At 42.8% G+C, this 13,028-nt stretch carries 16 protein-coding genes and 1 other annotated feature; of the genes, 10 read left to right on the top strand and 6 right to left on the bottom strand.

What is annotated here, in order from left to right; translation table 11 throughout:
* Positions 1-19 precede the first annotated feature (19 nt).
* Both SCACP_RS10755 and SCACP_RS10750 read right to left on the bottom strand, forming a co-directional pair.
* Positions 20-328 carry a DUF3862 domain-containing protein gene (locus SCACP_RS10755; protein ID WP_425057596.1) on the bottom strand — a complete coding sequence of 103 codons (309 nt, stop codon included), beginning with the start codon at positions 326-328 and terminating at the stop codon, positions 20-22.
* A gap of 414 nt (positions 329-742) precedes the next feature.
* On the bottom strand, positions 743-955 hold the full coding sequence (locus SCACP_RS10750) for a DUF1638 domain-containing protein (protein ID WP_425057595.1): 213 nt from the start codon (positions 953-955) through the stop codon (positions 743-745).
* A gap of 20 nt (positions 956-975) precedes the next feature.
* Between SCACP_RS10750 and SCACP_RS10745 the strand changes: the two genes are divergently transcribed.
* Positions 976-1,206, top strand: a complete 231-nt coding sequence (locus SCACP_RS10745; protein ID WP_425057594.1) for a CAP domain-containing protein — start codon at positions 976-978, stop codon at positions 1,204-1,206.
* A gap of 121 nt (positions 1,207-1,327) precedes the next feature.
* On the opposite strand, the gene SCACP_RS10740 is transcribed toward SCACP_RS10745, so the two are convergent.
* Complete coding sequence (locus tag SCACP_RS10740) at positions 1,328-1,585, bottom strand: hypothetical protein (protein ID WP_425057593.1); 258 nt, start codon at positions 1,583-1,585, stop codon at positions 1,328-1,330.
* Positions 1,586-1,778: 193 nt separating this feature from the next.
* Between SCACP_RS10740 and SCACP_RS10735 the strand changes: the two genes are divergently transcribed.
* From SCACP_RS10735 to SCACP_RS10725, 3 genes are all read left to right on the top strand, one after another.
* Positions 1,779-1,976, top strand: coding sequence for a hypothetical protein (locus SCACP_RS10735; protein ID WP_425057592.1), 198 nt, complete (start codon positions 1,779-1,781; stop codon positions 1,974-1,976).
* Positions 1,977-2,041: 65 nt separating this feature from the next.
* On the top strand, positions 2,042-2,230 hold the full coding sequence (locus SCACP_RS10730) for a 3D domain-containing protein (protein ID WP_425057591.1): 189 nt from the start codon (positions 2,042-2,044) through the stop codon (positions 2,228-2,230).
* 121 nt (positions 2,231-2,351) lie between these two features.
* Positions 2,352-2,810, top strand: a complete 459-nt coding sequence (locus SCACP_RS10725; RefSeq protein ID WP_425057590.1) for a hypothetical protein — start codon at positions 2,352-2,354, stop codon at positions 2,808-2,810.
* A gap of 221 nt (positions 2,811-3,031) precedes the next feature.
* Positions 3,032-3,177 (top strand) — a sequence feature (23S ribosomal RNA rRNA prediction is too short).
* 422 nt (positions 3,178-3,599) lie between these two features.
* Here SCACP_RS10725 and SCACP_RS10720 read toward each other — a convergent pair.
* Positions 3,600-4,022, bottom strand: coding sequence for a HutP family protein (locus SCACP_RS10720; protein ID WP_425057589.1), 423 nt, complete (start codon positions 4,020-4,022; stop codon positions 3,600-3,602).
* 13 nt (positions 4,023-4,035) lie between these two features.
* Positions 4,036-5,454 carry a sodium:solute symporter family protein gene (locus tag SCACP_RS10715; RefSeq protein ID WP_425057588.1) on the bottom strand — a complete coding sequence of 473 codons (1,419 nt, stop codon included), beginning with the start codon at positions 5,452-5,454 and terminating at the stop codon, positions 4,036-4,038.
* Positions 5,455-5,712: 258 nt separating this feature from the next.
* Between SCACP_RS10715 and SCACP_RS10710 the strand changes: the two genes are divergently transcribed.
* From SCACP_RS10710 to holA, 3 genes are read left to right on the top strand one after another with little or no spacing between them, the layout of a single operon-like run.
* A complete protein-coding gene (locus SCACP_RS10710) occupies positions 5,713-6,330 on the top strand; it encodes a helix-hairpin-helix domain-containing protein (RefSeq protein ID WP_425057587.1) in 618 nt (205 codons plus the stop codon).
* A 3-nt stretch (positions 6,331-6,333) separates the two neighbouring features.
* The gene (locus SCACP_RS10705) at positions 6,334-8,709 is read left to right on the top strand and encodes a DNA internalization-related competence protein ComEC/Rec2 (protein ID WP_425057586.1); all 2,376 of its coding nucleotides are present in this window, start codon (positions 6,334-6,336) and stop codon (positions 8,707-8,709) included.
* 21 nt (positions 8,710-8,730) lie between these two features.
* Positions 8,731-9,768: a DNA polymerase III subunit delta gene (gene holA / locus SCACP_RS10700; RefSeq protein ID WP_425057585.1), complete on the top strand. Its 1,038-nt coding sequence runs from the start codon at positions 8,731-8,733 to the stop codon at positions 9,766-9,768.
* Between the two features lie 52 nt (positions 9,769-9,820).
* Here holA and rpsT read toward each other — a convergent pair whose 3' ends face one another.
* The gene (rpsT, locus tag SCACP_RS10695) at positions 9,821-10,093 is read right to left on the bottom strand and encodes a 30S ribosomal protein S20 (RefSeq protein ID WP_425057584.1); all 273 of its coding nucleotides are present in this window, start codon (positions 10,091-10,093) and stop codon (positions 9,821-9,823) included.
* Positions 10,094-10,249: 156 nt separating this feature from the next.
* Here rpsT and gpr point away from each other — a divergent pair, with 156 nt between their 5' ends.
* From gpr to SCACP_RS10680, 3 genes are all read left to right on the top strand, one after another.
* Positions 10,250-11,221, top strand: coding sequence for a GPR endopeptidase (gpr, locus tag SCACP_RS10690; RefSeq protein ID WP_425057583.1), 972 nt, complete (start codon positions 10,250-10,252; stop codon positions 11,219-11,221).
* 110 nt (positions 11,222-11,331) lie between these two features.
* Positions 11,332-12,435, top strand: coding sequence for a stage II sporulation protein P (gene spoIIP, locus SCACP_RS10685; RefSeq protein ID WP_425057582.1), 1,104 nt, complete (start codon positions 11,332-11,334; stop codon positions 12,433-12,435).
* 50 nt (positions 12,436-12,485) lie between these two features.
* The gene (locus SCACP_RS10680; protein ID WP_425057581.1) at positions 12,486-12,986 is read left to right on the top strand and encodes a hypothetical protein; all 501 of its coding nucleotides are present in this window, start codon (positions 12,486-12,488) and stop codon (positions 12,984-12,986) included.
* The last annotated feature ends 42 nt before the right edge of the window (positions 12,987-13,028 follow it).

Below are 13,028 nucleotides of genomic sequence, written 5' to 3'. Positions count from 1 at the left end.
TCTCCCTTTCTATGTTGATTTATAAGCCTGCTTGGGCTTTTCCTATAACTTTATCATTTTGAAACTGGACATTCATATTGGAACCATCTGGATTTTTCCACATATAGATTTTGCTTTCGATGCCTTCCATCACGCCGGGAACTCCTGGCATCGAGGTGGAAGCTCCTAATTCACCAGGATCGCCCATGATTTCAGCTACCTGCTTATAACTCATACCGGTCTGAACCTTGTTGAATTTGTCCATTGTTATCTTTTTGGAATTTCCGCAGCCGATTAATAGTAAAACCAATACAAGACTGCCAATAATAAGAATTTTTTTGTTTAACATAGACAAACCTCCTTTTTTTGTGTATTATAACAAAAGTATTATGTCAAAATATGTAATTAGATGACATAGGATAGTTTAATATAGCAGAAAACAAAAAAATAGATAGGGTGAGATGCTACAACCACACTGCTTAAGTTTGTCTACCGCAGGTTTCGTGTCCTCGGCACCAATTAAATCAAAAGCCTTTGCAGGGTTTTCCTGAAAGGCGTTTTTTATTGCGTTTTTGCCATATTAGGCTCCATTTAATGTCATATACCTGTTCACTCTCGGAGAGCTATATTACTATTAATAGATAATAGAAAGGAGTGGCCTCAACCCTTACGTAATGCGGGTTGAGGCCACTTTTTATTTAGTTGAAATTAGTTATATAATACTAATCAGCAGCAACCGATGCCAATATTGGGTAAAAATCACTTAGTGAGGTCTCTTGTCCAGGATTGAGAACGATAAATTCCGAGCGCCAGGGCCCTGCCCTGTTAGCAGTAGGCGTAACAATCGCAACGAACCCGGGGTAACGTCGTATTGCATATTAAACTTTTCACAAAACTCTTTAATTTTGGGCATTACACTTTCTATGCTATAGGCACCGGTATTGATGATCATAAACCGGGTATAATTATTCAGCATTTTTTTTGTACCTCCCGCGGGTGAGGTTTCAGACTTCCCCTACCTATGGTTCCCTTTTTGATATGATGAAAGCACAAGGCATCAGCTACCGCCTTGCCGGTGACGCGACTGTTGATCATGCTCACACATCGCTTATGAACTCTCCAGGCCATCGCGCGAATATATTAAATTCCGGATTCTCCAAAGTTGGTATTGGTATAATTAAAGGTGACCCATACGGTCTTATGATTTCTCAGGAATTTATTGGTTAACAATGAAAAACTGCTAGCACTCGGACAGCAGAAAAAGCCCCACCATAAGCAAATTTCTCCGTAAAAAGGAGATTGTTTATTAAGGTGGGGATTTTTTTTTAACTACTTACCATCCAAGATCTTAATACCGGTAACCTAGTGGAATACACAAAAATATTGGCGAACAGGAATAATACGGACGGCAATAGCCGGAGTAATACCAGCGGCGGGGATAGCAATAACGGCGAGGGGAGCAAACAAAAGGATAGGATGCAGCCAATGCTACTGCAACTAACGGCAAACACCTGGATTCGTGCATTCTACTAGCGGCATCGGGGTAGGAATCCTCCCAGTCGATTAATTCTGGATCTTCCCAGCCCCAATTAGTTTTTTTGGACATAACGTTCAACCTCCCTTTCGTAAAAAATAGATGCTACTATACATAATATGCATCTTACTAAAGGAAGGTGAAAGTTTTTACGTTTTATTTTTTTGTTTACATAATTTTATATAAAAATGGTACCTAACTCCCATTTCATTTAACGTAATATATGGTATAAATAAAGTAAGGACAAGCCAAGTGAGGTGAAACGATGTATAAAAAGGTTGCCCTTATTTTATTGGGGTTAACTATTTGTTTTCATCCAATTGCTTCGGCAGATACTAAGAAAGTTGTCAATAACAAACCGGCGAATACTGTCGTGAATGCCAAGATCATTGCGCGTTATGGAATGAAGGGAGATGATGTGAAAACAGTACAGGAAAAATTAATAAAGGCAGGATTTTTATAAGGAAAAGCAGATGGTATATTTGGGAAACCGACTTTACCTACCGGGGAAATTATGTCCGGCGACGATTGGTTGCGGTAGACCCGGATGTTATTCCGCTGGGAGCTAAATTATATATACCGGATTATGGTTATGCCGTGGCTGATGATATTGGTGGCGCTATACAAGGTTATAAGATCGACTTAGCTATGGAAACATTAGATGAAGCCTTTGCTTATGGCCGACGACGTATAACGGCCTATATTATTGAAGGATGATAGCATTTACTTAAGGTAGTAATTTACAGGTCAGTAATATATAAAATTAATCTAATGTATGCTATAATACATATGTATCTTGTTACCATAATATCGCGAAAGGAAAGGAAGTAAACTAATTATGAGAAACAAGTTTATTTTAGTTGCTGTGCTGATCATGATACTGGTTATTGTAGCAGGTTGCGGTGGAGGTAGTTCAGTTAAGCGTCCGTCAGGTTTATCACCGGAAGAGGTGGTACATAATTTCTTTGATTCAGCCAAAAATAGCAGAATGAATGAAGCTGCACTGTATGTGTCTCCAACTTCTATGAGCGATACTCAGACAGTATTAAAGTTTGTAACAGGACAGAGCAGTTCCACAATTAAGAGTTCTAATCTACTTTCCGTGAAAAAAGTTGCTCAGCAAGGTAATTATGCTGCTGTTATTGCTACTTTGCAACAAGAACAAAATTCTCTTAATATTACAATTAAGCCGGTGGGTCTCGAAAAAATTAATGGTGAATGGTACATCGTTGATTCTGATCAAGTTTTCCGCGATGCTAAATATCAAGTTTTGGCCCAATTGCTTAGAGGTCTTTAAAATAAAAACACTAAAGCACTCCACAAGGAGTGCTTTAGTGTTTTTATAGCCATGAGACTCATAGGAACGTAAGAGTACTCCATTAATGATGCTTGAAAAGGGATATTCAAGCTTGATTTCTAAAATAGCGCCAAGTGGTAATTCAAGCAGTTTTTGTTCAATTGATTCATTCTCTTTCCTAGTGGAAGGGCCATCGCTCAACGGATAAAAGCTACCCTGGGGATAACAGGCTAATCTCTCCCAAGAGTCCATATCGACGGGGAGGTTTGGCACCTCGATGTCGGCTCATCACATCCTGGGGCTGAAGTAGGTCCCTTGCAGATGACAAGGTAGATAGGCCAGGTGTGTAAGTGGAGCAATCCATTCAGCTGACTGGTACTAATAGGCCGAGGACTTGACTTCAACAAGCGAGCCAAAAGTTTGAGAGCGAAAGCGAGCAGGAACTTTTGTGCGAGACGTTGACGCGGAGCGATAGTGACGCGTTTCCTTCCGTACAGGCCTGTGCGAATCGCTTAGTTCCGAGCGTTAGCGATAAGCAGAGAGCCTAAGAAGGCGAGCCGAGAGGCGAAGGCTGATTGGTGCGAATCGCTTAGTTCCGAGCGTTAGCGAGGAACATCCTATATTGCGAGTCTTTCTTCTGTGAAGTTTTCAGGGGAGCATATTCAGATACGAAATGTATAAAGCACTCACTAAGCGTGGGGTGTTTTAGTGTTTTATGAATATCAGAGACAAGTAAAAAAGGAAAGCCTGATTAGGGTCAGGCTTTCCTTTTTTACTTGTTCTAGTCATTTAGTGGTGTGGTAAAGAACGATGTGCTAGTCCTACCGCAACTTCATTAAGATTTAACACGCCAACTCCGAAATAAACAGCTACACAAAGATGTTCGCCATGACGCGCGATGCCAATTTTACCTCCCACATTAAGGCCTACTGCTTTAGCAGAAATTTGTTCCAACGCGTCACGTACCGCTCCGGCGACTGCGCCTTCGCCAACATGATTGGCCGGCACAAGGTTTTGGCGTTGGGCAGCTACAACGGCTCTTTCGATAATTTTCTTTACAGAAGGGATAAATTCACCGCCGAAATCTACTGCTACTGATTGAATGTTTCTTTTTGCAAGTAATTGGCGAGTGTCCTGTTCATCCTGCCGGGTTTCGCTGATTGCCATCTTAAGTGCGGCTCGCCCAACATTTATGCTGGTTATTTCCTCCATTATCAATCTCCTATTATTGTATTGCAATTTGACCAGAGAGTTCAGTAGTGGTAATTTTGCGGCTATCAAGAATTGCGACTGCCAGGAAGGTTGCTAAACAGACAAGCCACTCCAAATAAATTGGGTGAGCAAATACTCTAACTCCTGGGAATAACTGCCACGCCAGTAAAGCAATCATACCGGCAAGAGTTGTGTAAAAGGCTGAATTCCGCCGGCATAATCCGGGAGCAAAAATGGTGAACAAAAATACCAGAGTAAAAGCAGTGGTTAAGCTTAGCCCAATAAGTAAAGTTTTCAAAATTCCTACTGCGTTAAAGGCCAGCCACAATGTAATAAGTCCGAGCACCAAGATGGTTGTACGATTAATTGTCATGTAGCGACTTTCGGTAATACCCGAGTTTACAAAACGTTTATATATATCCTGTGCAAACAGGGTACCTGCGCCAAGCAGCAGTGTACAGGCAGTAGATACATCTGCCGCCCATAGCGCGGCAAGAGTGACTCCGGATACAACGGGGTTAAGTCCCATAATTATTTTCGGTAACGCCATTGTTGCCTGTATATCAGGAAAAGCTACTTTGGCAGCTAAGCCCATAACAGCACATAAGAATCCGATCGGGAAAATCAACAATGCTCCCCAGAGGAACCCATGTTTGGCGGTCTTGGGGCTAGTGGCCCCGCAAGCGATCTGAACAGGTCCCTGCGCGGTGATGCTTTGAGTAATCATGACGGCAAACCAGCCGATAATGGTAGCCAAGCCAAGCCCGCCGATTGGTCCAAACCAGTCAGTATTTGGCGGCAGTTTGGCGGCAATAGTAGGCAGCCCGCCCTGTTGAACAACAGTCATTACTGTTCCGGTGATAACTCCCAGATAGATTAACGCAACACTGACAATATTGGACAATCCTGACGACCACAGTCCGCCAATCAGAGTTATTCCTACGAAAACGACAGCGCTGGTAATCATTCCGCCGGTAAAAGAAAACGCTTCCGGCAAAAGTGAGGACAAAATTGCGCCCCCAGCCAGATATTGCAGCGAAGTTATAACCAATTGTATGGTGATAAGGCCAATAACGCTGATAACACGGCCTTTTTTGTCATAATACCGTTCAAACAGTTCGGGAATGGTGGTGCAGTCCATCTCACGGTATTTACCGGCCGCAACTATCCCCATTACCAGTGCGCCTGCTGCCCAGGCGGCATTGTACCAGCCAGCAGCTATACCAACACTGAAGGCGTTTTCCGCTACCCCGATGGTTGAGGCAGCTCCAACAGCCAGACCGGCAACATTGGCGGCTACTAACAGTGTATTCATTTGCCGGCCGCCAAATAAGAAATTGACACTACCGCCAGCTGCTTTGCGTTTGGCATACAGGCTGATTGCAAAAAGCATGGCAATATAAAGGATAACTATTACGAATTGAATTGACATTTAAATCCATCCTACCTTTCTACATTACATTTAAGCTATGGCCAGGTAAAAATACTCACCTACTTTCAAGGCTCTTACAATCCTGCCATCCTGCACTACCGGGCCCAAGCCACTATACTACAAATCTATGGTAATAAACCAGTCAAGCAATGTCAATGGACTGTATTCTAAACATTTTGCCAAAATTTGAAAACTATGCAGGATATTGGCTTACTATGTTGAAATATTAGTCAAAAAAGTGGAAGGTGGGATTGGTTTATGGAAGGCTTGCGCAAAAAGCTAATTATTGTTATCGTGCTGGCGTGTGGAATATTAGCTTATAGTTTTTACAACTTTGTGCGAAAGAGTTCAGATAGCTATGCTTCGAATACCGTCTCACCGGCAGCAAGTGTTTCAACAACTGCAACCAACAATATAAATAATGGAAATAGCAGTGAAGTGGTGATCTATGTTAGCGGCGCAGTGAATAAGCCTGGCGTCTATAAACTTGCCTCAGGCAGCCGGGTTGTGGATGCTGTTACTATTGCCGGCGGTTTTGCTCCTGGCGCTGATGCTGCAAAAATTAATCTGGCATTGCAGGTAAAAGATGAAATGCAAGTCAATGTCCCCTATACAGTTTCTGTAGTAACCAATAATACGGGTGCGCAGGCGGGCAGTGGCGTCAGCGGTGGTAGCCATGATAGTGACAAGATAAATATAAATACAGCTTCCCCAGCTGACCTGGATAAGTTGCCCGGTATTGGTCCGGCATTGGCCGAGCGCATTGTTGAGTACCGAAATGCGAACGGATTATTTAAAGATACTGCAGATATAAAAAAAGTTCCCGGAATAGGTGAGTCCAAATACAATCAATTTAAAGCTAAAATATCGATATAGGCAATGGATTTAAACAATATTATTATATTTGTATCTGCTGCTTTTGCGGCAGGAATTTGGTACTCAGGACTATATAGCTGGCATGTTTCGATGCTCTGTGCGCTAGCTGTGCTACTATTACTAGTTGCGTTATGGCGTGTTCACCGCAACTGCCGACAAAGTTTTTGGCCGATTATCGGCCTGTTTTTTATTGCGGGAATACTTTACTATCAACAGAATGTTATGGTACGATCAGATGATATTAGTCAGTATGTTGGGCAAAATGTCAGTGTCGAAGGGGTAATTGACACTATACCTGAGACGACTGAACTTAACGCTCAAAGTCGACTGGCCAGGTATATTGTCAACGTTGAAAAAGTAAAACCGGAACGAGCCGATTTATTGGTACGTGCTAGCGGGAAAGTACGCGTAAGTGTGCTGTATAAGGAAAAGTTTAAACCTGCGGCTTATGGTGACAGAATAACTGTTCATGGTAAAGTATTAGAATTGCATGGGTATAATAATCCAGGCCAAATTGATATGACTGTTGCGCTTAAGCGGCAAAACATTACTGCCCGCATGTCTGTTCAGAGTCATAACCTTGCCGTCGTTTCCTCTAAAACATTACATTCTTGGCGCGTTGCGCTTGCTGATTGGCAAGACAGAATTGTTAACGCCCTACAAAAGGTAATGCCGGTAAATGACGCTGCCATTTTAACTGCAGTGCTATTCGGCGGATATCAAGGAATTAATAAAAATGTTATCAATGACTTCACAACAACTGGGTTAATACATATTTTGTCAGTATCCGGCTCTCATATTGCATTGGTGGCAGGCCTGACAAGATGGTTAGGAAATCGCCTTAAGCTAGGTTCATTGCCGACAGTAACCCTAGCTGGCTTGGCAGTTATACTGTATGCCGTTATTAGTGGACTTACACCGCCGGTAATACGGTCGGCTGTCATGGGGTTAATCAGCTTACTGGCTGTAGTGATCGGACGGGAAAGTTATGCGCCTGCAGCATTATCGCTTACCGCTCTTGGCATGCTTGTTTATCAACCCATGCTTTTATATGACATCAGTTTCCAACTGTCTTTTGGTGCTACGGCCGGTTTAGTGTTTTTGTATCAGCCAACATTAAAATATATGACTAAATTGCCTTTATGGCTAGCTGGTCCGTTGGCAGTGACTTTAAGCGCGCAGGTTGTTGTGCTACCTTTGATTGTCTGGCACTTTAACAGCTTTTCATTAATTTCATTTGCCGCAAATTTAATTGTATTGCCGATTGTTGAACTGGTGATAGTACTTGGGTTGGCTGGTGTTATTTTGTATACTGTTGTTCCGGTCATTGGCAATATAGTATTTGTTGTTAGCAGTTTGCTAATTGGTCTTGTTATTATTCTTACGGCATTACTGGCATCGCTGCCGGGAAGTACTATTTATATACCTTCTGTAGGGATAGCAGGTAGTGTTATGTATTACTTGCTTTTAGCATGGATTTATGGCTGGCGCCCGTTTAATATTCCGGGGCCAAGGGGGTTAATAGTCAACTGGCCGCGACAATGCGCTATTATCGCCACATTGGTTATCTGCTCAGTCTTAATTTATATATGGTACCCCAGGCCGATGTCGGTACATTTTATTGATGTTGGACAAGGTGATGCAGCATTAATAATCACACCACACGGTAAAGCTGTTTTGGTAGATACTGGCGGCAGTTTTGACAGTTCAAGCTTTGATGTTGGCGAACGGGTAGTCGCACCTTATCTTAAGCATTATGGCGTTACTGTTGTTGATTATTTGATTTTGACCCACGGGCATCAGGACCACGCAGGCGGAGCGGCCGGCGTGGCCGCTAATATTAGAGTGAATAAAGTTATGTTGGCACGTGAAACATATTCAACCGCGGTACAAGCACTGCTTCATACCAGACCGGTACCTACTGTTATTCCAACGTATACTGGGCAAAATTTTCAAATTGATGGCGTAGCATTTAACATTGAGCAAGCTGTTGACAACAATAACAGGCAGCCTGCAACAGGCAACGAAGTGTCAAGTGTGGTCAGAGTCAGTTATGGTCAGCATAGTTTTTTAATTACTGGTGATTTGGAAGCACATGGTGAGGAAGAATTGCTTGCTAAAAAGGTAAACCCGTGTACAGTACTCAAGGTAGGGCACCATGGTGCCAGGACATCAAGTACACCGGCCTTTTTACAGGCAGTTTCCCCTAAGTTTGCCGTCATTTCTGCCGGCTATAACAATCGGTTCGGGCACCCTCATCCGGAAACACTAAAACGGCTGGCTGATATACATACCATAGTCTACCGGACAGATCAGCAGGGAGCCATAGTCTTTAAGTCAGACGGTAAACATATGGAAATTGAGACATATATAAAATAAATTATCAAGAATGGTGGCATTATGGATTACAAAGCTGTACTTAATACCATTAAACAGAATAAAATTGCACCCTTATACCTTTTGCACGGCGAGGAAACATATCATATTCGGCAGGTTGAACAAGCGCTTATTAACAGTTTGGTGGCTCCTGAGGACCGGGATATGAACCTTGTTGTTTTTGAATCTGACCCGCAAGTTGAAGAACTTATTAATACAATTGAAACAATACCGTTCATGGGTGGGAAGAATCTTATTCTCGTCCGCAATACAGCAATATTCAGCGCCGGACGTAAGAGCGGCAATGATGTCCAGGACAAATCAGATCCGTCAGGCGAGCGGCTAATTAAAATATTTGGTAATATGCCGGAATATAGTCATGTTGTATTTATTACAGGGGATAAACCGGATAAACGGCGTAAAGCATATAAAGCCATTGAGAAAAACGGCGTAATATTTGAAGCGGCACCACTAAAAAGCAAAGATTTACGCGCTTGGCTTACCGAACGGCTAGCTGAACTAAAAATAAAAATGGCTCCTGACGCTCAGGAGCATTTGTTGGCGGCAGTCAGTATGATGCCGCAAGTCTCGCTTGATTTTATCAATAACGAGTTAGAAAAGGCAATTTTATATACAGCAGACAGACCGCTGATTACCCAACAGGCATTGAAGCAAATCTTATCGGCGGTTCCTGAAGTATCTATTTTCGCCATGGTTGAAGCTTTAAGTCAAAGGCGAACTGTCCAGGCTATCCAGCTTTTACAAGAACAACTGGCGGCAGGAGAACATCCGGTGCGGATACTGGCGCTCTTAGTCCGGCAAGTTAGGCAGTTGTGGCAAGTAAAAGAATTGATCAATAAAGGGTATAACGGCCGGGAAATAGCCGAGTATTTTAAAGTTCCCGGATTTATTGGCGAGAAATTGGCCAGGCAAAGCCGTAGTTTTAACGACGATAAACTTAAAAAAGCTATGCTGAGTTTTGCAGCAGCAGACCGGGATTTGAAATTAAGCCGGACCGGGCCGGCAGTGCTTGAAAAAATAATAATTGAGCTTTGTAGTTAATACACAACGAAAAAAACCCTATCCACCTAAAAAGTGAATAGGGTTTTACTTATTATTGAGCTTGAGCAGTTGCGTTGGCTTTACGAGCCAGACGTGATTTCTTACGGGCCGCGGCATTTTTATGGATAACGCCTTTGGCGGCTGCTTTATCAATAACGCTTGCAGCTTGAGTCAGGAGGTTCTTGGCCTCATCTGCTTTACCGGCACGTGCAGCTTCTTCTACTTTGCGAGTTGAAGTCTTGATAGCTGATCTTACCGAATAATTGCGCGCGCGCCGTTCAGCGTCAGTTTTTACGCTACGCTCAGATGCTTTGATATTTGGCAAGTAATTCACCTCCTTATGTATATATTACTGAACTATTCTAGCATGGACCAAAGGAAAAAGCAAGCAATTATTCGCAAGGAAACTCGTATAGCTAGCTTTTTTTCCGGATAAGATAGGTCTGAAATCAACTTGGGCGTAAAAAGGAGAGTACAATTTATGGGACAGAATATTACTGCATTGCGGACAGATTTGGCGTTAGAAGCGCGGGAAATGCTTACCAAACGGGTACGGGAAGATATTCCTGGCGTTTTGGTTGAAACCAGCGAAGATGATGATGTGGTTATTACTCGTGTTAATGTTACCACGCCTGAAGCCGAACAAATGATGGGTAAAATGCAAGGTAAATACATTACTATTGAAGCGCCTGGGTTAAGATACAAAAATACCCCGTTGCAGCAGAAAGTTATGAACTTTTTGGCCGTAGAACTAGCCGAGATAGTCAAGTTGCCCCGCAATGCCACTGTTTTAATAGTTGGCCTTGGCAACTGGAATGTTACTCCTGATGCTTTAGGACCGCGAGCGGCGCACAAAATAGTTGTTACTCGCCACCTTCAGGAAATGTTGTCACCAGAACTTAAAGGGGGGGTGCGTTCGGTATGCGCCATTGCTCCTGGAGTCCTTGGCATAACGGGTATGGAAACGGCTGAAATTATTCAGGGAATTGTAAGCAAAATCAAGCCCCATTTAGTTATTGCCATTGACGCCCTAGCCGCAGCATCCAGTCAACGGGTAATTACTACTGTCCAACTGGCTAATACAGGTATTCACCCCGGTTCGGGGGTAGGCAACAAACGTTTTGGTCTGACTCAAGATTCGTTGGGAGTACCGGTAGTTGCTATTGGTGTTCCGACGGTGGTACATGCCTCAACAATTGCCATGGATACAATCAATACATTGCAGGAACATGCCGCATTTGCCCGATATTTTAAAAGTATGGTCAACCTTTCTGACCAAGAGCGACAGGTCATTGTTCGCCAAGTATTGCCGGAAATGCTGGGAGATCTTATGGTGACGCCTAAGGAAGTTGACAGGTTTATCGAAGATATTGCGGCTGTTGTGGCCGGTGGTATCAATCAGGCTATGCATCCTAATATTGATTACGAAAATATTCACATGTACCTTCACTAACAGAGCCAGTCCAAGAATATCAGTAATATCGCCTTGCTGCCAGGCATATACATTGTATGTAAACAAAAATAGCAAAGGACAACCAATGCGGGAGTCTGGCGGAGGCGGCAATGATAACAAGAAAAGAACGAAAACAAAGTGCAAAAAAAAGTTTTTTGCTGGCTTTTTTGCAGGTTTACAGCAAATCCAAAGCTTTTAACATAGTTTTAATCGGCGTAATGCTTATCATCGCAAGTGGGCTATCATTAGCTACTTATTTTACCTTAACAGATTATGCCATTCCGGTAAATGGCCCGGTATACTACGATAAGTTTCTACCTTCTGTTTGGCCTAAAGGCAAGGATGTGCTTTTTTCAGGTATTCCTGGATTTTCAAGAGCTGCTCAGCCGCAAATCCCGGTAAAAATAACGCCGGAAGTTAATGCTGAACATTTTGCCCATAAAATAATGCTAATGCTTGGCGGTATTGATTTTCGAGATCTGCGTTCACTATTTTCGCAAGAAATACCCTTATTATTAGCTCTTAAAAATGCAGGTCCGCCGACTGTTAGTGCCGCTACTTTACCAAATTTTCCGAAATTTGACTCTGACAGTGTGGCAAACAATGACAAGCCTTTGGTCGGAATATATCACACCCATACATCCGAATCGTTTATTCCCAATTCCGGGGTAGCACATAAGCCTGGCGGTCAGCGGGGGGATATTGTTGAAGTCGGTGCAGCTTTGGACAGACAGTTGGAGAAACACGGTATTAAATCTGTTCATAACACGAATATTCATGATTATCCGAGCTTTATGAAAGCTTATGGACCTTCAGAAATTACAGCTCAAAACATGCTGGCTGATTATCCATCCATTCAAATGATCTTTGATATTCACCGGGACGCTGATAAACGTGAAAACGTAACAGCCCTAATTAACGGTGTGCAAGCGGCTAAAATCACTATTATTGTTGCTATCGGTCAGCAAGATTTACCGCAACCGCATTGGCAGCAAAATCACGCCTTTGCTAAATTAATTGAGGCTAAGCTAAATAGTAAATACCCTGGTTTATCACGCGGTATTCAATTGATAGAATGGCGGTATAACCAGCATCTTCATCCTCGGGCGCTGCTCATTGAGGTAGGTTCTCAGGAAAGCAGTAAGGAAGAAGCGATACGCAGTATGGAGATGCTGGGAGATATTTTAGCTGAAATACTCGCCGAAAGCCGGTAGACAGACACCGGCTTTTTAATCCGAATAAAATATATGCCAGGAGGCTTGCTATGTTCGGGCAGTTGGCTGCAGGAGATACCAGATTAATTGTCCGTGGCCTGTTGATATTGCTAGCTATAGTTACAATTGGTGTGGGAGTAGCTGAACATCAGTTAGCTACTCTTACTCAGCGCCATGAACAAGGCCGGTTTTTTTATATTGGACGCAATCAGGAACATGTATATTCGGCTTATATTTTTGGCTATGGTATAACTTTTAGTCGTGTATATTTATTGGGCAATATTTCGCGGACTGACCACAATATTGTATTGAATATCGGCGATCATGCAGCGGTAATACCTGTCAAACTGGAAATTGACACTTCCCGGTTACGGTATTGGCTTGATGTTTGGCGCCGTCAATTCGTCAAAGAAGCGCTGACAGTTAGAAACGATATTATTACATATTGGAACCAAGCCAAGCCTTACGCCGGAACTGCTTTTGAATACCTGAAAAACAAGAGTCAAAACGTCATGCAGCAAATGGTTGAATATATTCATGAATATAGGTAAAGCTTGCAGTTAGCGGGCGGCTGATGGTATAATTTATAGAAA

It is taken from the genome of Sporomusaceae bacterium ACPt (assembly GCA_041428575.1).
GTDB classification, from domain to species: Bacteria; Bacillota; Negativicutes; order Sporomusales; family Sporomusaceae; genus Sporomusa_D; species Sporomusa_D carbonis.
This window is presented reverse-complemented; position numbering and strand designations above follow the sequence as displayed.